The sequence below is a fragment of the Tabrizicola sp. genome (genome assembly GCF_051645465.1).
In the GTDB taxonomy this organism is placed as follows: domain Bacteria; phylum Pseudomonadota; class Alphaproteobacteria; order Rhodobacterales; family Rhodobacteraceae; genus Tabrizicola.
On record NZ_JBOFBI010000311.1, the window covers coordinates 1 to 19,696 of the forward strand.

The following is a 19,696-nucleotide window of genomic DNA, read 5'->3' on the forward strand; positions in this document are numbered from 1 at the left end:
ACGCACACCCTACTGGCGTTCGATCACGCCAAGGAAGCTCAGCGTCGCCTCCAGATCGGCCCGGAGTTTCGCCTCGGAACCGTTGAAACCCGCGCAGATCTTGTCAAAACGTTTGCGGAGCGCCTTCTTCTCGTCGCCCTTGCAGTCGTTCCAGGGGCGGCCTTGCAGGCCCATCACCAGCACGTAGTAGCCGATGAAATGCGGGCGCGAGCCCGTGGCGAGAAGACGGCTGTAAGCCTCATCCGGGCCTAGCTCGCGAAGCTCCTCGGCAGTCGTTATCCCTGCGCGGGCGAAGGCCTGCTCGGAGGCAGGGCCGAGATTGGGGATGGAAGAGACGGGGTTCGACATCGGTAGGGCCCGGAACAAAACAAGGCCAACCTTACGGCTGGCCCTCGTCTTGTCAATCTCTGGTCATCCGGCTTAGCGAGCCGGGCAGGGGGGTCAGATCGAGGCCCAATCCTTGAAGATCGGCTGGCCGCCCTGCTGGGTAGACCCGCCGGACTGCTGGCCCTGCTGCTGCTGGGTCTGCCCGCTGGTGCCACCTTGCTGGGGCTGGCTGGGTTTCGTTGCCATGTGACTGCTCCGTTCCTCAGTTTTTATTCGACTTTTTCCGATATTGCCTGACGTCAAGGCCGCAACAAGCCGGGTTCGTGACGTTTTTACGACGTATGACGCGATATGTGCGACATCGGCAACAGGTTCCAGATCACATTATGGTTTTCCTGACCCCAGTGCCGCAACGTCAGGCAGTTGACGTCCAGAGAAGCAAACCTCAGCATCAAACTGCTCGCCTTCTGGATTGGGATCGCATCGGAATGATCACCGGGACCTGCCACTGTGGCGTCGTGCGCTGGCAGTTTGATGGCCTGCCGGATCAGGCTACGGCCTGCAACTGCACGTTATGCAGGCGCTATGGCGTGCTTTGGGCCTATGATTTTGAAGGCGAGCGTATCCATGTTTCGGGGCCGACCGAGGCCTATGTCTGGGGCGACAAGAGCATCGGCTTTCACTTCTGCAAGACCTGCGGATGCCTGGCCTATTGGCGGGCTCTGAAACTACGCCCGTCAGGTCAACGTCGTATTGCAGTGAACCTGCGGCTGGCGGAACCGGATGCCGTTGGTGCGATCAAGGTCAGTCACTTCGACGGGTTGAACACGTGGGAAGACCTGCCGCCCGACGGCCGCTCTGTGGCGGACATGTGGTTCTAAAGCGAGATGCAGGTCGCGGATGTGCCACGCTACGCAATCGGCGGCAGGGCTTGCCGTTTTCGCGCGCCGGGTCCACCTTTTATCCAAAGGAGATAGCCCATGCCCGTCAAGAACCGTTTCGCCGAGCTTCTGCCCGAGATCACCGCCTGGCGCCGGGATTTCCATGAACACCCGGAGCTTCTGTTCGACGTCCACCGCACGGCGGCCAAGGTGGCCGAGCTTTGCCGGTCGTTCGGCTGCGACGAGGTGGTGGAAGGGATCGGGCGCACCGGTGTGGTTGCGGTGATCAAGGGACGGACGGATGGGAAGGGCCGGGTCATCGGCCTTCGGGCCGACATGGACGCGCTGCCGATCCATGAGCAGACGGGGGTGCCCTATGCCTCGAAGACTCCCGGCAAGATGCATGCCTGCGGGCATGACGGGCATACGGCGATGCTTCTGGGCGCGGCGAAGTACCTGGCCGAGACGCGGAACTTCGACGGCAAGGTCGTCTGCATCTTCCAGCCGGCTGAAGAGGGCGGGGGCGGGGGCCGTGAAATGGTGGCGGACGGGATGTTGAACCGCTGGGGCGTGCAGGAGGTCTACGGGATGCACAACATGCCGGGCATCCCGGTCGGGCATTTCGCGATCCGTCCGGGCCCGATGATGGCGGCGGCGGACCAGTTCGAGATCGTGGTGACGGGGAAGGGCGGGCATGCCGCAAAGCCGCATGAATGCGTCGATACGACCGTGGTCAGCGCCCATATCATCGTGGCGCTGCAGACCATCGCCAGCCGCAATGTCGACCCGTTGAAGCAGGTCGTCGTCTCGGTCTGCACGGTCGAGACGGATTCGACGGCGCATAACGTGATCCCGCAGGTGGTGAAGATGAAGGGCACGGTCCGGACGATGGAGGCGAAAGTGCAGGACTATGTCGAGACCCGGCTTGAGCAGATCGTGGAAGGCACGGCGCTGGCGCTTGGGGCGCGGGCGGAAGTGCATTACCAGCGGGGCTATCCGGTCACGGTGAATGCGCCGCAGAACACCGACTATGCCGCTGAGGTGGCGCGGAAGATCTCGGCCCATGTCGATACCGATACGCCACCCCTGATGGGGGCCGAGGACTTCAGCTTCATGCTGAACGAACGGCCCGGCGCCTACATCTTCCTTGGGAACGGAGATACTGCCATGGTCCACCATCCGGCCTACAACTTCGACGACGCGGCCATTCCTTTCGGCGCCACCTGGTATGCCGAGATGGCCGAAACCCGGATGCCCGCAGCATGATCGGCGCGGTTCTGGTGGGCCTTGTGGCCCTTATTCACCTCTACATCCTCGTGCTGGAGATGTTTCTTTGGCAAACTGCCATTGGCCGCCGCGCCTTTGGCATTTCGGCTGACTTTGCGTTGAACACGAAGGTGCTGGCCGCCAATCAGGGCCTTTACAACGGGTTTCTTGCGGCCGGCCTGATCTGGGCGCTGTGGCTTGGGGTGCCGGGCGAGGGGTGGGACATCTCGATTTTCTTCCTCGCTTGCGTGCTTATCGCGGGGCTTTACGGCGCTGCGACCGCGACGCGGAAGATCCTTTATGTCCAGGCGGCTCCGGCGGCACTGGCACTTATTGCCGTGTTTGTAGGCTTTTGACGGCAGGGTTCCGCTTGCTCCAAAAGCTGTGAATTGCGCCATGCCGTGGTCGTGGCAAGGTTCGCCCAACGGAGGGATGGCCATGATGATCACACGGCGCATGTTCCACACCCGGCTTCTCGCGGCGTTTGCCGCGGCAAGCGTCCCGCTTCCGAAGATGGCCGAGGCCGCGTTGGCGGCAGACGACGACCTCTGGCTGAACCGGCTGACCTTTGGCGCCAATGCCTCGTCCCGCGCCGCGATCGCCGGGTTGGGCCGCGAGGCCTGGCTCGAGGCGCAGCTTGCGATGGGGCCGACCGACGCGGCGCTTGAGGCCCGGCTTGCAGCAGCGCGGCTTCGGATATGGTATCCTGCGGGGTCGGATGAGCTTGGCAGGAGCTGGTCCGCGATGGACGAGCTTCGGCCGCTTGGCACGCTTGGCGCGGATCCGGCAGAGCTTATCCGCCTGCTGGCCTGGGACCCGGTCGTCGGCATGGATTACTCGGAACGCGCCCGGCCGGCATCCGAGGTGATCGCGGCCAGCCTGATCCGCGCGGTCCATGCCGAGGCGCAGCTGCGCGAGGTGATGACGCAGTTCTGGCACAACCATTTCAGCGTCAATTCCACCAAGGACGAGACGACTGCCGCCTTGTTCCCGGTCCATGACAGGATGCTGCGCGGCCACGCCTTCGGCAATTTCCGTGCGATGCTGGGCGATGTGGCCCGCTCGCCTGCCATGCTTTACTACCTCAACAATGCCGACAGCCGGGCGTCACCGGCGAACGAGAACTACGCGCGCGAGCTTCTGGAGCTGCACACCCTGGGCGCCCGGAACTACCTGAACGACCGCTACGATGCCTGGCGCGATGTGCCGGGTGCTGCCGAGGGGTTGGCCGAGGGCTATCTGGACCTTGACGTCTACGAGGTCGCGCGCGCCTTCACCGGCTGGTCGGTCGGCGACGGGCGCTGGCTTTCCGAAGGCGAAGAAGCGCCGAAGACCGGGCAGTTCTACTATATTTCCCAATGGCATGACCCCTACCAGAAGCGCATCCTCGGCCGCGAATTCGCGCCGAACCGCGGTCCGATGGAGGATGGCGACGAAGTGCTCGACATGTTGGCGCGCCATCCCAAGACGGCGCAATATGTCTGCGGCAAGATCGCGCGGCGGTTCATTGCGGACGATCCGGACGACGGCCTGGTCGACCGTCTGGTGCAGGTCTTCCTTGCCGAAGCGGACGCGCCCGATCAAATCGCCAAGGTGATCCGCACTCTGGTCCTGTCGCCCGAGTTCGAGGCACCGCCGACCAAGCTCCGCCGTCCGTTCGAGCTTCTGGCCGCACTTTACCGCGCGTCGGGGGCCGAGGTGACGGGCACCGAGAACGCCTATCAGTGGCAACTGAGCCGGGCGGGGTGGCGGCAGCACGAATATGGGCCGCCGACGGGCCACCCCGACAAAGCCGCAGCCTGGACGGGGGCGAGCACACTGAACCGGTTGGTCGATCTAGCGCTTTATGCGCATGACGACTGGTTCGGCGCGGTAAGCATCGACCTTGCCGCGGTCACGGATGGCGAGGCGGTCGGCGATTTCATCGCCCGGCAGACCTCGGCGCTGGTGCCTGCGCGGGGGGCCGATCTGGCCCGCGAGCTGGCCGAGGTTACGGGGGATGACCTGGCCGCTCCGGCTTCCGATCTTTCGCCCGAGAACCGGCAGGGATTGGCCACGACAGCCATCGCATTCGCGGCGCTGACCCCTGAATTCCTGTTGCGATAGGAGGCCCGCATGGCGCGTGATCCAATCCTTGTGGTGCTCTTCCTGCGCGGCGGGGCCGATGGCCTGGCACTTGTATCGCCGACCAGCGATCCCGATTTCATCGCCGCCCGGCCCGAAGCGCTGCGGGTGCTGCGTGAGGGCGACAAGGCAGGGCGGGTGATCCGGCAGGACGTAGCGGATGTCGATTTCCGGTTCCATCCGGGTCTTGCGCCCCTTGCCGATCTTTACGATGCGGGCGATCTGTCGCTGATCCATGCCGCCGGACTTCCGGAAGCCACCCGCAGCCACTTCGACGCTGAGGCACGGATCGAGCGTGGGCTTTTCGGCAGCTCGCTCCCGCCGGGCGATCCGTCGGGCTGGATCGGCCGCTGGCTGCAGGCGGTTCAGCCGGGTGGCCAGATGCCTGCGCTGGCTGTCGGCGCGATGCGGCCGGCAAGCCTCCTTGGGGCGCAAGCGGCGGTTGCCGAGGCTTTGGGCGATCTGATGCTGGCGCAAGGGAACTGGCTGTCGCCTGCGCTTCGTGCGCGGCTGATCTCGGGTTTCGGCGATCACGGGCCGCTTGCCCGGCCGCTTGCCGATCTGATCGGCCTTTCCGACATCATCGGCGGAAGGCTCTGGTCGGAATCCGCGGGCGATCTCAAGCCCTATGTTCCCGCCGAAGCCTATCCCGAAAACAATCCGCTTTCGCAGCCCCTGATGACAGTGGCGCAGACGATCAAGGAAGACCTTGGCCTTCGGGTCGCGACGGTCGATGCCCAGGGCTGGGACACACATGTCGGGCAAACCTGGCAGTTCGACGGCCTGACCAGCGGCCTGGCGCAGGCGGTCATGGCCTTCTGGCGCGACCTTGGCCCCTTGCAGCAGGACGTTTCCGTCGTGCTGATGAGCGAATTCGGCCGCCGCCTTCGGTCCAATACCGGTGGCGGTACCGACCATGGCCGGGGCAATGTCATGATGGTGCTTGGGCCGCAGTCCAAAGGCGGCCGGATGGTCGGCGCCTGGCCGGGCCTTTCCAGCGAGGCGCTGGAAGAGGGCGCCGATCTGGCGGTGGTGACCGACTATCGCGCTGTTCTGGCTGAACTTCTGACCGGTCACATGCGGTTTTCCGATCCCGGCATCGTCTTCCCCGGCTATACGCCCGCACCGCTTGGGCTTTGGGGGTAAGGCGGATCTGAAACAAGCAACCTTGCGGGTCCCGGCCTTCTGAAGGATAATCGTCCTTCAGTGACAAGAGGACCTATGGAGTACGCCGGACAGCCCGCCTCATTGTCCGCGCGTCCCGCGCGGATCGAGTTCCTTGTTGTCGAGCTGATGAACCGGCTGCTCGACGTCACTCCGGAAACCATCGACAGCGAAATTGATGCGGTGCTGGCCGTGGTCGGGCAGGCCTGCGCCTTCGACCGGACCTTTGTCTTCCGCCATGACCCCGCGACTGGTTACAGCAACTCGCATGAATGGGTGGCCCCCGGTGTCCGGGCCCTGAAGTCCGGCATGCAGGCAGAGCCGGTTGGCCTTCGGCCGAACTGGCACAAGACCTTGAGCGCTGGCCAGATCGTGACTGTCCCGGATCGCGACGAGCTGCCGAAGGCGTGGCCCGAATACAGGTTCATGCTTGATGTGGGCATCCATTCGTCGCTGAAGGTGCCGCTCTGCGATGGCGACCGGCTGTTCGGTGTGATCGGCTTTGACTGCAGCAAGCCGGATCGCAACTGGGCCGAGGACGAGGTTTTCCTCCTGACCTCCCTGGGGCGGGCCGTGTCATCGGTGCTTCTGCGCGGCGAGGCCACGGCAGCCTTGCAAGCCGAAAGCCGAACGCTTGCGGCGACGAAATCGCGGTTCCTCGCGGCAATCGAAGCGCTGGATGATGGCTTTGCCGTCTTCGACGCCGACGACCGGCTGGTTCTGTGGAACACGCCCTACACCCGCGTCTTTGCCCGGATCGCCGATCTGATCGGCGAGGGTGCGCTTTACGACGATCTTCTGCGCGCAGCCATTCAGCGCGGGGTCTTTGGCGCCGAGGGCGAGCGCGACGAAGAAAACCTGCAGCGCAGGCTTGACCGGCCCCTGACCGAGGTCTGGGACAACGAAGACGAACTTGCCGATGGCCGCCTGATCTGGGTCCGCGAACGCTCGACCCCCGCGCGCGAAACGGTTGGGCTTTACGAAGACGTGACGGCGCGCAGGCTGGCCGACCGGCGCCTGCAGCAGGTGGTCGACGGCGGCGAGATCGCGGTCTGGGACTGGGACGCCGACCACGGCTTCAGCACGATCAACGACCGCTGGGAGACGATGCTGGGCCTTGGCCCCTCGCTTGGCCTTGATGCGCTTGCCGACCTTGTGCACCCCGACGACCGCATTGCCGTGTTCACTGTCCAGAGCCAGCTTTTTCTGCACCGCCAGGAAGACTTCGAGCTTCGCTGCCGCTTGCGCCACCGCGACGGCAAATGGGTCTGGCTCTTGACCCGCGGTCATGTCGCCGCGCGCCGGGCCGACGGCAGCCCGCGGCGGATATCGGGCATCACGCTGGATGTGACGGTGCAATCCGAAGCCGAACGGCGGCTGAGCCAGGTGATCGACGGCGCGCGGGTCGGGACGTGGGAGCATGACATGCGCACCGGCATCACGCTCGTCAGCGACAGGTGGGCCGAAATTCTGGGCTACAGCGCGGCCGAGATGAACCCGATCTCCCTGCAGCAGTGGCTGGGTCTGCTGCACCCCGATGATGCCAAGGCGCTGATCGCGCACGAGAAGCAGGCCTTCGACGCGGGCCAGTGGCAGGTCGAGCACGAAGTCCGGCTTCGTCACCGGGACGGCCATTGGGTCTGGGTGCTGACGCGCGCGCAGGCGATCGAGTGGACCGCTTCGGGGCGCCCGGTGAAGACCAGCGGCATCAACCTGGATATCACCCCCGCCAAAGCCCTGGAATCGGCACTGGCGCGCGAGCGTGACACCCTGGCGCGGATCATGGAAGCGTCGGTCTCGGGCATCGTGGTGATCGACGACCAGTGCGGGGTCGTCTTCGCGAACGCCGCCGCCGAGCGGGTGCTGGGAGGCCGGATCGCCGCGGGCGACAACCTTTTGACGTTCCTGGACGCAGCCGATGTCAAGGACCCTGCCGGCAAGCCGATCAGTACGGCTGACCTGCGAGCCACCTGTTATTCGGCGGGCGAGCCCGGGATGCAGGAGATCCGGCTCGACGTCCAATGGCCCACGGGAGAGCGCCGCGTCCTTTCGACCACAGCCGCGCGCCTGTCCGCTGTGGGAACCGACAACTCCATGATTTGCACCTTCACCGATGTGACGGATGAGGTGAAGCACGCCGACCGGCTCCACGCCGCGATGACCGCGGCCGAGACGGCGAACCGCGCCAAGTCCGATTTCCTGGCCGCCATGAGCCACGAGATCCGGACGCCGCTGAACGGGGTTCTCGGCATGGCGACGGTTCTGGCCCGGCGCCTTGCCGACCCGTCGGAACTGGCCATGGTCCAGGTCATCCGCGATTCTGGCGAGCATCTTCTGGGCGTGATCAACGACATCCTCGACCTCGCCAAGATCGAGGCCGGGCGCCTGGTCCTGCAGCCGCGGCCGATCCGGCTGGCCGATATCCTGGCCCGGGTCACGGCACTGCATCAGACCACCGCAAACGAACGCGGCGTCCAGCTGATCAGCCGCTGTACCGGCGGCGGGCCGGACGAGCTTCGCTACGGCGACGAGATGCGGCTCATCCAGATCCTGCACAATCTCCTGGGCAATGCGCTCAAGTTCACCGAAGCGGGGTCGGTCCGGGTCGAGATCGACTGCTTGTCGCCAGAGCGCATCGTCATCGAGGTCGAGGATACCGGGATCGGCATGTCGGAAGCCGAAATCGCCCGGGCTTTCGACGAGTTTGCCCAAGGCATGGGCGGCACGCGCCGAAGCCATGTCGGGACCGGGCTTGGCCTGCCGATCGTGCGGCGTCTTGCCCGGCTGATGCAGGGGGAGGTCACGCTGAACTCGCGGATGGGGCAGGGGGTGAAGGCGCGCGTCGATCTGCATCTGCCGGTGATGGCCGGGGCGACCGCGCCGCTTGGCCCGACGGGCCTTCACAAGCTTCCCGACATGACGGTGCTCGCCGCCGAAGACAACGCGACGAACCGGATCATCCTGAAAAGCATGCTGCAGGCGCTTGGGGTCCGGTCGGTGATCGTTGCCGACGGTCATGCCGCCCTGCAGCGCTACCGTGACGAGCGGTTCGATGCCGTGCTTCTGGACATCGCCATGCCGGGCATGAGCGGCATGGCGACGCTCGCCGCCCTCAACGATCTTGCCGCAAGCCTTGGCCGTGAGCCGGTGACGGCCATCGCGGTGACGGCAAATGTGATGACGCATCAGGTCCGCGACTATCTTGGCGGCGGGTTCACGGCTGTGGTCGCAAAACCGATCCGGATGGAAATGCTGGGCGAAGCGCTCTCGCGGTGCCTCAGCCCCGCAAACGCATCCTGACGGGCGGGCCGCAACCGAAAGTCCTTTGACAGCGCCGGTGCCTACGCGCATTTTCCCGGATGGGGAACAAAGGGGCAGCCATGAACGACCGTCAGGATCCCGTCGCGCGGGCCCTTGGCCTGCCGATCTGGCAGGGCAGGCCCAAGGGCAAACCACTCGGCGGCGGGATCACCAATCTCAACGTCCTCGTCACGGACGACAGCCGCCGTGCCGTGGTCCGGATCGGCGACGACATTCCCGTCCACCAGATCATGCGCTTCAACGAACTGGCAGCCTCCCATGCCGCCCACGCCGCCGGAGTTTCGCCCGCTGTCATCTATCATGAGCCCGGCGCGCTGGTGATCGACTTTGTCGAAGGGCGCACGATGACAGCCGAAGACCTCTGCCAGCCAGACCTTCTGGAACAGGCGCTCCGGCTGGTCATGCGGGTACACCGAGACATCCCCCGCCACCTCAGGGGGCCCGCGCTGACCTTCTGGGTCTTCCAGGTCCTGCGCGACTATGCGGGTACGCTGAAGGCCGGTGCATCACGCCATCTGCCCGCACTGCCGGGGCTTCTGGACGAGGCGGCAGAGCTGGAACGCGCCGTCGGCAGGATCGAGATGGTCTTCGGCCACAACGATCTTCTGCCCGCGAACTTCCTGCATGACGGCCAGCGGATGTGGCTGATCGACTGGGACTACGCCGGCTGGGGCTCGCCGCTTTTCGATCTTGGCGGGCTTGCGGCGAACAACGGTCTTGATCCCGCGCAGGAGGCCTGGGTGCTTCAGACCTACTTCGGCGGGGTGCCGGATCATGACCTGTGGCGGCGCTACCGGGCGATGAAGGCAGCTGCGGCTTTGCGTGAGGCGATGTGGTCGATGGTGCAGGAGATCCACTCCGAACTCGACTTCGACTACCAGACCTACACTGCGAACTATCTGGACACCTACCGCGCAGCGCTCGCAACGGCGCGGACGGGCTAGGCGCTATCCCTTCACCGCACGGGCCAGCGCGCAGAACCCCTCCAGCCCGATCTCCTCGGCCCGCGCGGTGGGCGGAATGCCAAGCGCTTCCAGCTTTGCCTCGATGTCGGGACCAAGGCCCTTGAGGCTGGACCGCAGCATCTTGCGGCGCTGGTTGAAAGCCATGGCAGTTACACGCTGCAATACATTGAAATCGCACGGATAACGTGGCTCGGCCAGTTCCGTAAGGTGGACCACCGACGAATGCACCTTGGGGGCGGGCGTAAAGGCCTCGGGCGGAAGCGTCATCACGATCCGCGCGTCGGTGCGCCATTGCGCCAGAAGCGCCAGCCGCCCGTAGTGGTCCGTCCGCGGCTTCGCCACGATCCGCTCGGCGACTTCCTTCTGGAACATCAGCGTCAGCGAGGACCACATCGGCGGCCAGACCGGCGGAGAAAGCCAACGGATCAGAAGCTCGGTCCCTACGTTGTAGGGCAGGTTCGCCACGATCTTGACCGGAGGGTTCAGGTGCTCGGCGAGGTCAATCTCCAGCGCATCGCCGTGCAGAACCGTCAGCCGCCCCGGATAGACCGCCGCGATCTCGGCCAGCGCAGGAAGCGCCCGCGCATCCTTCTCCACCGCGACCACCCGCCGCGCCCCTTCCACCAGAAGCCCGCGTGTCAGGCCTCCAGGGCCTGGACCCACCTCCAGCACGTCGCAGCCCGACAAATCCCCCGCCGCCCGCGCGATCTTGGCGGTCAGGTTCAGGTCCAGAAGGAAATTCTGCCCCAGCTGCTTCTTCGCCACCAGCTCATGCGCCCGGATGACCTCACGCAAGGGGGGCAGCCCGTCAATCGTTCCCAAACTCAGCCTTTCATCTTTGCCAGAAATATCCCCGCCGGAGGCATTCAACGTCACCACCCGCGCGCGGCCACCATCTCTCGCGCCATCTTCAACGCAGCGATCAGGCTCGACGCGTCCGCCACCCCGCGCCCGGCGATATCATACGCCGTCCCGTGATCGGGCGAGGTGCGCACGAACGGCAAGCCCAGCGTCACATTCACGCCGCCCGCAAAGTCGATCGTCTTGATCGGGATCAGCGCCTGGTCGTGATAGGCGCAGACCGCCGCATCATAGCCCGCCCGTGCCGCCGGGTGGAACATCGTATCGGCGGGGTAGGGGCCTGTCACCTTAAGCCCCTCGGCCTGAAGCCGGGCGATCAGCGGCCGGATCATCCGCTCGTCCTCCCACCCCATCGCCCCGCCTTCGCCCGCGTGGGGGTTCAGCCCTGCAACCGCGATGCGGGGGGCAGAAATCCCGAAGTCACTAATCAGCCCCGCCTGCGTGATCCGGATCGTTTCTTCCAGCAACCCTTCGGTCAGGGCGCCCGGCACCTCGGCCAGCGGGATATGGATCGTCGCGGGCACCACGCGCAACCCAGGGCAGGCCAGCATCATCACCACCCGGTCCACCCCCGCCAGATGCGCCAGAAACTCGGTATGGCCGGGAAACGCGAACCCCGCGCCGTCCTTCAGCGCCTTCTTGTTGATCGGCCCCGTACAGATCGCCGAGGCCATCCCGGACCCGACCAGCCGCACCGCCCGCTCGATCACCGCCACAACGCCCGCGGCATTCGCCGGATTGGGCTGGCCGGGCAGGGCAGGGCCTGCGAAGTCATGGCGCAGGACCGCCAGCGCACCATCGCCCGCCGCCTCACCCTCGGCCACCTCGCGCCAATCGGTGCCAGATGGCAGATGCCGGGGATCGCCCAGCCAGACGAACCGTTCCCCCAGCGCCCAGGCCTTGGCTGCGATCTCCGGCCCGATTCCGGACGGATCGCCAGACGTCAGAAGGACGGGTGCGCTCACGGCTCGCGGATTAAGGCCGCGGCGCGCAGTTCCTCAAGATAGCCCTCCGCGAGGCCCTCGAGCTTCTGGTTGATCACCTGTTCGCGAATCTGCTCGCGGGTCCGCGGGGGTTCCACTGTCGCTTCGCGCCCGCAAAGCATCAGCATCCGCCGAAAGCCGCTGCGCGTCAGCGCGATCGAGGTCTCGCCGGGATCAAGCTTCGCCAGCTCCAGCGCCACGTCGCCCGGCACCTCGGCCAGCGGTCCCTTGGTTACGGTCAACCGGTCCTCAGGCAGCCCGTTCGCCTGGCCGTAAAGATCGGTGCATTTGTCCGAGGCAGCCCTTATCTCCGCGATCTGGGCCGCATCGTCGGGCACCAGGAACTCGGCCCATTCCACGGTCACGGCAATCGGTTCGGCGGTCGTATCCTTGGCGACGTCGCGCAGAAGGAACAGGACCACCGCCCCCGGCACCGAGATCGGGTCGGACACTTCGCCAGTATCAAGCGCCAGGATCTTCTGCCCGATCGCCGCGGGCAGGTTCGCCAGCGGCAGCCAGTCAAGCCGCCCGCCCGCACCCGCCGTGGGTGCCGCAGAAAAGCGCCGTGCGGCCGAGGCAAAGGCCCCTTCGCCGCTGATCGTGTCGGAAAGCTCCTGCGCCTGCGCCATCACGGCCTCTTCCTGGCCCTCTGGTGCCGGGATCACGATCTCGCTGGCCAGCACCTGCAGCGCGCGTGGTCGGGCCGAGGCCTCAAGCGCCTTGTCGATATCGGCTTCGCTGATCGGGACCTGACCCAGGAACCGCCCACGCACCGCCTGGCGCCAGAGAAGCCCGGCCGCGACGAAATCGCGGAAGGTTTCGGCGGCGATGCCGGCCTTGCCCAGTTCCTCGATGAACTGCTCGGGCGTCAGGTTCGCGCGTGAGGCGAATTCGGTCATGCCGAGCAGGATCTCGTCCTCGGTCAGCTCCAGGCCAAGGCGTTCCGCCTCGCTTTGCCGCAACCGGTCCTCGATGAGGGCCTTCAGCGCCTCTTCCTCGGGGTTGCCGGGTGCGCGGAGCACCCGCAGGAACAGCGCCCGCTGTTCCAGCTCATACGTCGTGATCGCCCGGTCGTTCACATAAAGCCTTGGCGTGAACAAATCCTGCGCCATGACCGGGAACGCCATGGCCACGCCGAATACCAGCGCCGCCGTCTGCCGTTTCAGAAACGAGAAACCCATCGCCTCAGTCGCTCTTCCTCAATCTTGCGGGTCTTGGGCCCGCCCCATCTGCCGCCGTCACTGCCGGCATGTCCGTGCCGGGCCCCCGGTCACACCACTCCCGAACCCGATCAGATCCAGCGACAGACCGAAATCCGTCGTCGGCGTCACACTAGTCGAGGACGTGAAGCGACGCGAGAGGGAAACATCAAACCGGATGCATTCGTTCAGGAACTCCAGACCCAGGCCGGCAACCGTCCCCCGGTCGGCGACAAAGTCGAAGCGGCCGGACATCTTGGCGGTCCAGTTCGGATTAAGCTTGCGCCGCGCATCCAGGGTCAACTCCTGCGTCGGGTTCGGCCGGTTTTCCATCGGATCGGCCACCGCCCAGATCATCGAGGTCGCGATCGAGGTCTTCGGGCCGTTGAAAGTGGCGCGCGCCTCGGCCTTTGTCACGTCCATATCGTCGTCCATCACCAGCCGCCCGGTCAAGGCAAGCCCGTCCGCCAGCGTGAAGTTGACCGATGCCAGCCAGTCCGACTGTGCGCCTGCGAGGCCCGAACCGGGGCCGAACTGGCCAAGGTCTTCCTCACGGAACACGCGGCCCAGCGTCACACCCATCGACCAGCCCTGCGGGTCAAAACGTGTCCAGGTCACGCCGACATTGGCCCGCGACCCGCGTTCGACGGCATCCGATCCGGGAAAGCGGTCAAGCGCGAAGAGATTGCCCTCGTCGAATTCCACCAGCACGGAATCCTCATTCGGCAGGGTCTCGGCATTCGACGAGGCGTAGATCAGCTGCACCACCGGCTCGATTACATGGGTTGCGCCGTTCGCCCCGGCCTTCATCCAGGGCCAGCGCAGTTCCACCCCCGCACTGCCATGCGTGCGGGTCGTGCTGCCGGCAAAGGTCGCATCGTCGGTGATCGTATAGGCGTCGGCGGTAACCTCGCCCAGGATCGTGCCCTCGATCCCCATGGGCAGGATGAAGCTTCGCCGCCAGTCGATCCGCGCCGAGATGCGGCCGGTGTCGCGCCCGTCGGGAATGGCATCGCCATCCGTCCCGTCAAGCGGGTTGGTCGAAGTGCGGTACTGGTTGTGGGTCTGCAGCCGCAGCCCGCCTTCGCCCCCCAGCGGCCCCAGCGAGAAGCGGCGGTGGAAGGTCAGGTCCGACACCAGCGAGGGGATCGCAGAATCGATTTCGTTTTCGCGCAGCGTCTGGAAGCTGATGATCCGGCCCGAGATGTGTTCGTTGCGTCGGGTGCGCTTGATCTCGACGCGGCTGTCCAGGCGGTCGGCGTTTCCAAGCCCGTAATCCAGAAGATAGGCCGGATCGGTAACCGTCTGGCCCTTGAAGGCCAGCTGGAACTGGCCTGGCAGCGTAAAGGCGCCCTGGGCGATCACATAGCCGCGGGTCTTGCCGGGAATCAGATCGTCGCGCGAGACCGAGCCGTTGATCTCGATCTGCCCGGTAGCAAAGGCCTGACGATAGCGCAGCCCAAGCGTCTGGCTGTCCCGCGCGGTCAGGTAGGGCGTCAGCGTCAGGTCAGCCGATTTCCCCAGCACGATGAAATAGGGAATCTTGATCCCGGTGCCGAGGTCGGACGTCGTGCGCAACGAGGGCATCAGGAAACCGGTCGCCCGTTCCAGGGACGGATCGGGCATCCGAAGGCGCGGAATGTAAAAGACCGGCACCCCGCCGAAACGGAACTGAGCGTTGTCGAAATAGATCTGCCGCTCTTCTTCGTCATGGACGACCCGGCTCGCGCGGATTTCCCACAAGGGTGTGGGATCGCCTTCGCAGACCTTGCAGGACGACGCCGCCACGCTTTGCAGCGCTGTATAGCGGCCCGAGACCCGTACCATCCGGTTGGCGGCAAGCTGCAACTGGCGGTTCAGCACCAGCCGGGCGCTGGTCAGGATGCCCTCGGACAGATCGGCCTGCAGATCGGCCTGCGAGGCAAGGATGATGGTCTCGCCCGTGGCTTCGGTCAGCACGATCGGGCCGGTGATCTCCAGCCGGTTGGTCGCCTGGTCAAAGACGATACGTTGCGCTTTCAGGCGGCGGCCCTGGAAGAAGACCTCGACATTGCCGTCGGCAATCAGCTGCGTGTCGCCGGTGATCTCAAGGCTGTCCGAAACAAGCGTCGCCTGATCTTGCGCCTGCGCGGGCAGGGCCATGGTCGCGAGGAGCGCAAGAAGGGCGAGGAGGCGCGCCATCTCAGCCGTCCTCAAGATGCAAAAGCAGGGCCAGCGACAGCATGACTGCGGCAATCGGCGGGCTCCAGGCGGCGAGGGCGATCGGGATTTGCTCTGTATCGCCAAGCGCTTGCGCAAAGTTTCTAAGGAAGTATATCCCAAACCCCGCCAGCATCGCGAAAAGCACCATCTTCCCTGTGCCGCCAAAGCGGACATGCCGCATCGTAAAGCCCGCCGCGACCAGGACCATTGCGGCCATCAGCAGCGGCAGGGCCAGTTCCATCTGGTACCATAACCTGTAGGCCTGCGCCGAAAAGCCGGCGCGTTCCAGATCGGCGACATACCCCGGCAGGTCCCAGAAGCCGATGGCCGAGGGCGTGCCGAAACTGTCGCGGATGCGTTCCGGCGTGAGGTCCGAGGGCAGGGCGACCGGGCCCGCCTCGCGGACCGCCGAAAGCTCGGGGTTTGGCGCGGTCAGGTCCCAGCTTTTGGTCCCGGTCAGCTCCCAGGCCCCGGCAACAAGCTTCGCGGCCTCCGCCTCGATCCGCGTCGCGGGCAGGCCGTTCTTGTCAAAGCCAAGGAATGTCACTCCGAAAAGCTCGGTCCCGTCCGGGTTCGACTTGGCCGCCTGGATCACCGTCTGCCCGTCCTCAGACCCCTGGCGCAGCCAAAGCCCGGTATCTGCAACCGACAGCACCGACCGCCCGCCCTGGCTCAGCTCGGCCCGCATGTCGTCGTAAGCCTTCGACGTGGCCGCGACCAGCGGGTTGAAAAGTGCGACTGCCAGCAGCCCAAGTGCCACCGACACCAGAAGCGGCGTCATCAGAAACCGCAAGCCCGACCGACCCGCGGCCCGCACGACCACCAGCTCGGACGACCGCGCGAGGCCAAGGAACATCGCGACCGCGCTCATCACCATGATCAGCGGCAGGATGCGGTAGAGCGTTTGGGGCACGCTGAGGAGCGACAGCTGCGCCGCCCCCGCAAGACCAACCCCGGCATTCGAGAACCGCCGCAGCTGTTCGATCATGTCGACCAGCATCAGGATCGCGAAGAAGATCATGAAGACCCGGGCCACCGTCCCGAGAAAGCGCCGCGCGATGTAAAGGCTGAGCGTCATGCCAGGACCGCCCGGACCCGTCGCGGGCGCTGCGCGTACCAAAGGAGTGCTGCCCCCGTGAGGCTGCCAAGCGCCGGGGCCAGATAGACCATCGGCCAGGCCGTAGCCGACGTGATCGCCGCGCTTCCGCCCCAGGTCCAGACCAGCTGCATCGCGATCAGAAGGCCGACTGCCAGCGCTATCTGCCGCCAGAGACCGAAGCGCGAGAAGCTGCCCAGCATCAGGGCCGCGAAGCCGATCAGCGGGGCGGCCACGGCCAGAAGCGGGGCCGCAAGCCGCGAATGCCCCTCTTCCAGAAGCTGCGCCTCGTTCGCCCCCGTTGCCGCCTGCGACTCCGCCGAGGCGGCAAGCAGAACGCGCGTCGGCAGGGCGTTGATCGCAGTGCGCCCGGTATCGGCGACCGAGACGAAGCCCGCCAGATCCAGCGTGAAATCCGAAAACCGGGTCACCGACAGCCGGCCGTCCGCGCGGGCGAAGGTCTGGGTCGACCCGTCCACCATCACCAGCTTCGGCGCCACCTCGCCCCGCACAAGAAAAGCCTTCCGCGCCGTATGGACGGCCCTTTCGTCGGGCGCACGCTCATCGGCAAGGAAGATGTCCAGAAGCTCTCCCGTCGGGCTGATCTCGCGGATGTAAAGCGTGATCCCCTTCGAGGGATGCATGAACTGCCCCGCATTCAGGAACCGGGCCGTCACGTTCTGCGAAATCTCGGCGCTCCGCTCGCTCAGGATGCGCTGGCTTGCGGGCACCAGCACATTGGTCAGCGCCAGCTGCATGACCATGACCGCAAGCCCGAAGTACAGGACCGGCCGCGCCAGCCGGAACGCCGAAAAGCCGGTCGCCTGCATCACCACAAGCTCGCTTTCCTGCATCAGCCGGTTCGTGACATAGACCGTCGCCGCAAAGGCCGCCACCGGCAGCACAAGGCGGATCGCGTTCGGCAGCGTCAGGATCGAGAACTCCAGGAACACCAGCGCCGACTGGCCATCGCCGATAAGCTGATCGAAGAGCCCGACCGCCCGGTTCACCCAGTAGACCGCGACCAGGATCAGCGCAAAAAAGCCAAACAGCGCCAGAAGTTGCGACAAGAGATATCTGTCGAATTTAGACACGCCCGGTACGGCCTCTACAACATGTTGCGGCGACCCTAGCGGAAATCACCGGCGGCGAAAACTGGTATCTGGCCATTCGCCCGGGGCAGTTGTAGCTTCCCGGCAAGCCGCCGCTCAAGTCGCGGCAAACCCACCCGGATGCGACCGAAACGTCCATCCCCGAGAGCGAGCACAAGATGCCCCACCCCCTGCCGATCCAGTTCCAGGCCACCGATCTTGAAGCCCTGGCGACCGCGAAGGGCCGCATCGCGGTTCTCGCCGACCCGGGCCAGCCCCATGGCCCGGCGTTCCGGCGCCTTGACCGGCTGACCAAGGGCGTGCTCACCCGCGCGGTGGCGTCCGACGCGTTCGGCAAGCTCAAGCCGGGCGATGCGATGGACCTGGCCTTCCCGCCCGGCATCGCCGCCGATGCGGTTCAGATCATCCGCCTGCCGAAGAAGGCGGATCAGGCCCAGGCCCGCAAGGCGGGCGCTGCCGTCGGGCGCAGCCACGGGGCGGGCGGCTCGCTTCTGATGGTCGAGGGTCATGCCCGCGCCGCCGACATGGCCTTTGGCCTTGCGATGCGCGCCTACGATTTCGACACGCACAAGACCGGCGAGAAGACAGCACCCGGCCCCGTCACGCTGATGGCCGCCAACCCCGAAGCCGTGGCCCGTGCCGCAGCCCCGATGACCGCCGTGGCCGAAGGTGTCTTCTTCACCCGCGATCTGGTGAACGAGCCCGCAAACGTGCTCACCACGCTTGATTTTGCCAACCGGCTTGCCGCGATGCAGGAGCTTGGGCTTGAAGTCGAAGTCCTGGACGAGCCCGAGCTTATCAGGCTTGGCATGAACGCGCTGCTTGGCGTGGGGCAGGGGTCGGAAAGCCCCTCGAAGGTCGTCGTCATGCAGTGGAACGGCGGCAAGAAGGGTGAGGCACCTTTCGCGCTGATCGGCAAGGGCGTGGTCTTCGACACCGGCGGCATCTCGATCAAGCCTGCGGCGGGCATGGAAGAGATGACGATGGACATGGGCGGCGCAGGCGTCGTTGCCGGGGTGATGCGGACACTGGCGCTGCGCAAGGCCAAGGCCAATGTCGTGGGCCTGGTGGGGATTGTGGAAAACATGCCGGACGGCCGGGCGCAACGGCCGGGCGACGTCGTGAAATCCATGAAGGGCGACACGATCGAGGTGATCAACACCGACGCCGAAGGCCGCCTCGTCCTGGCCGACGTCCTTTGGTACACGCAGGAACGCTTCAAACCCACCGGCATGATCAACCTCGCCACCCTGACGGGTGCCATCATCGTCGCCCTTGGCCATGAGAATGCCGGGGTGTTTTCCAACAACGACAACCTCTGCAACGCCTTCCTGGCTGCGGCCAAGGCGGAAGGCGAGGGCGCCTGGCGGATGCCGATGGGCGAAGCCTATGACCAGAAACTGAAATCCCGGATCGCCGACATGATGAACGTGGGTGGCCGCGACGGCGGAGCGATCACCGCGGCGCAGTTCCTGCAGCGGTTCGTGAAGGCCGATGTGCCCTGGTGCCACCTCGACATTGCGGGGACGGCACTTCTGAAATCGGACAGCACCCTTGCTCCGAAAGGTGCGACCGGCTGGGGGGTCATGTCGCTGGATCGGCTGATCCGCGACCGGTTCGAGAAGTGACGCTCCTCCCTCGCTTCGCGTCGGTCCTCGCAAGGTCCGCGCCAGCGAAGAGCGTCGAAGACACGCGATGAGCGGACCCGCAAGAGACTAGGCACATGGGCACGGTGATGTTCTACCATCTGATCCGGTCAACCCCCGCCGACACGCTGGCGGTGAATGCCCCGCGGGCCCTGGCCCAGGGCTGGCGTGTCATGGTGCGGGGCACCGACCCCGCGGCGCTCGACCGGTTGGACGGGCAGCTCTGGCTCGCCGGAGGCGACGAGAGCTTCCTGCCACATGGCCGCGAGGGCGGGCCGCAGGACGCCGATCAGCCGGTGCTTCTGGGGCAGGGGGCTCCGGCGAACGGGGCGAAGGTCCTTGCGCTGATCGACGGGGCGGTGGCCGAGGACGCCGAGGTGGCCTTGATGGAGCGGGTCTGGGTTCTGTTCGACGGCTCGGACGAGACCCGCGTCGCCGCTGCCCGCGCGCAATGGAAAGCGCTGACCGGGGCAGGGCATGCAGCGCAGTACTGGTCGGAAGAGGGCGGGCGCTGGGAAAAGAAGGCGGAAAGCGCCGCGCGCTGACGGG

17 protein-coding genes are annotated in these 19,696 nt (G+C 65.8%); 9 read left to right on the forward strand and 8 right to left on the reverse strand.

Annotated elements, in window-relative coordinates:
- Positions 1–9: 9 nt before the first annotated feature.
- Positions 10–348: a TfoX/Sxy family protein gene (locus ACRCSW_RS19950; RefSeq protein ID WP_438707400.1), complete on the reverse strand. Its 339-nt coding sequence runs from the start codon at positions 346–348 to the stop codon at positions 10–12.
- Positions 349–441: 93 nt separating this feature from the next.
- The gene (locus ACRCSW_RS19955) at positions 442–573 is read right to left on the reverse strand and encodes a hypothetical protein (RefSeq protein WP_438707401.1); all 132 of its coding nucleotides are present in this window, start codon (positions 571–573) and stop codon (positions 442–444) included.
- 242 nt (positions 574–815) lie between these two features.
- Here ACRCSW_RS19955 and ACRCSW_RS19960 point away from each other — a divergent pair, with 242 nt between their 5' ends.
- The 7 genes from ACRCSW_RS19960 (at position 816) to ACRCSW_RS19990 (ending at position 10,027) form a co-directional block, all read left to right on the forward strand.
- The gene (locus tag ACRCSW_RS19960; protein WP_438707402.1) at positions 816–1,208 is read left to right on the forward strand and encodes a GFA family protein; all 393 of its coding nucleotides are present in this window, start codon (positions 816–818) and stop codon (positions 1,206–1,208) included.
- 99 nt (positions 1,209–1,307) lie between these two features.
- The gene (locus ACRCSW_RS19965) at positions 1,308–2,474 is read left to right on the forward strand and encodes a M20 aminoacylase family protein (RefSeq protein ID WP_438707403.1); all 1,167 of its coding nucleotides are present in this window, start codon (positions 1,308–1,310) and stop codon (positions 2,472–2,474) included.
- The gene (locus tag ACRCSW_RS19970; protein ID WP_438707404.1) at positions 2,471–2,830 is read left to right on the forward strand and encodes a DUF1304 domain-containing protein; all 360 of its coding nucleotides are present in this window, start codon (positions 2,471–2,473) and stop codon (positions 2,828–2,830) included. Before ACRCSW_RS19965 ends, ACRCSW_RS19970 begins: the two co-directional genes overlap by 4 nt.
- 82 nt (positions 2,831–2,912) lie before the next feature.
- Entirely contained in the window at positions 2,913–4,580 is a 1,668-nt protein-coding gene (locus tag ACRCSW_RS19975) for a DUF1800 domain-containing protein (protein WP_438707405.1), read from the forward strand.
- A 9-nt stretch (positions 4,581–4,589) separates the two neighbouring features.
- Complete coding sequence (locus ACRCSW_RS19980) at positions 4,590–5,744, forward strand: DUF1501 domain-containing protein (protein WP_438707406.1); 1,155 nt, start codon at positions 4,590–4,592, stop codon at positions 5,742–5,744.
- A gap of 75 nt (positions 5,745–5,819) precedes the next feature.
- On the forward strand, positions 5,820–9,062 hold the full coding sequence (locus ACRCSW_RS19985; RefSeq protein ID WP_438707407.1) for a PAS domain-containing protein: 3,243 nt from the start codon (positions 5,820–5,822) through the stop codon (positions 9,060–9,062).
- 80 nt (positions 9,063–9,142) lie between these two features.
- Positions 9,143–10,027, forward strand: a complete 885-nt coding sequence (locus tag ACRCSW_RS19990; protein WP_438707408.1) for a phosphotransferase — start codon at positions 9,143–9,145, stop codon at positions 10,025–10,027.
- A gap of 3 nt (positions 10,028–10,030) precedes the next feature.
- On the opposite strand, the gene rsmA is transcribed toward ACRCSW_RS19990, so the two are convergent.
- From rsmA to lptF, 6 genes are read right to left on the reverse strand one after another with little or no spacing between them, the layout of a single operon-like run.
- Positions 10,031–10,870: a 16S rRNA (adenine(1518)-N(6)/adenine(1519)-N(6))-dimethyltransferase RsmA gene (rsmA, locus tag ACRCSW_RS19995; protein WP_438707409.1), complete on the reverse strand. Its 840-nt coding sequence runs from the start codon at positions 10,868–10,870 to the stop codon at positions 10,031–10,033.
- 50 nt (positions 10,871–10,920) lie between these two features.
- Positions 10,921–11,874: a 4-hydroxythreonine-4-phosphate dehydrogenase PdxA gene (gene pdxA, locus ACRCSW_RS20000; protein ID WP_438707410.1), complete on the reverse strand. Its 954-nt coding sequence runs from the start codon at positions 11,872–11,874 to the stop codon at positions 10,921–10,923.
- Positions 11,871–13,073: a peptidylprolyl isomerase gene (locus tag ACRCSW_RS20005; RefSeq protein ID WP_438707411.1), complete on the reverse strand. Its 1,203-nt coding sequence runs from the start codon at positions 13,071–13,073 to the stop codon at positions 11,871–11,873. Before ACRCSW_RS20005 ends, pdxA begins: the two co-directional genes overlap by 4 nt.
- A 57-nt stretch (positions 13,074–13,130) precedes the next feature.
- On the reverse strand, positions 13,131–15,272 hold the full coding sequence (locus tag ACRCSW_RS20010; RefSeq protein WP_438707412.1) for an LPS-assembly protein LptD: 2,142 nt from the start codon (positions 15,270–15,272) through the stop codon (positions 13,131–13,133).
- A gap of 1 nt (position 15,273) precedes the next feature.
- Positions 15,274–16,371: an LPS export ABC transporter permease LptG gene (lptG, locus tag ACRCSW_RS20015; RefSeq protein ID WP_438707413.1), complete on the reverse strand. Its 1,098-nt coding sequence runs from the start codon at positions 16,369–16,371 to the stop codon at positions 15,274–15,276.
- Positions 16,368–17,483, reverse strand: a complete 1,116-nt coding sequence (gene lptF / locus ACRCSW_RS20020; RefSeq protein ID WP_438707414.1) for an LPS export ABC transporter permease LptF — start codon at positions 17,481–17,483, stop codon at positions 16,368–16,370. The genes lptG and lptF overlap by 4 nt, the downstream gene beginning before the upstream one ends.
- A 176-nt stretch (positions 17,484–17,659) precedes the next feature.
- Between lptF and ACRCSW_RS20025 the strand changes: the two genes are divergently transcribed.
- On the forward strand, positions 17,660–19,129 hold the full coding sequence (locus ACRCSW_RS20025) for a leucyl aminopeptidase (protein WP_438707415.1): 1,470 nt from the start codon (positions 17,660–17,662) through the stop codon (positions 19,127–19,129).
- Between the two features lie 95 nt (positions 19,130–19,224).
- On the forward strand, positions 19,225–19,692 hold the full coding sequence (locus tag ACRCSW_RS20030; protein WP_438707416.1) for a DNA polymerase III subunit chi: 468 nt from the start codon (positions 19,225–19,227) through the stop codon (positions 19,690–19,692).
- Positions 19,693–19,696: the final 4 nt, after the last annotated feature.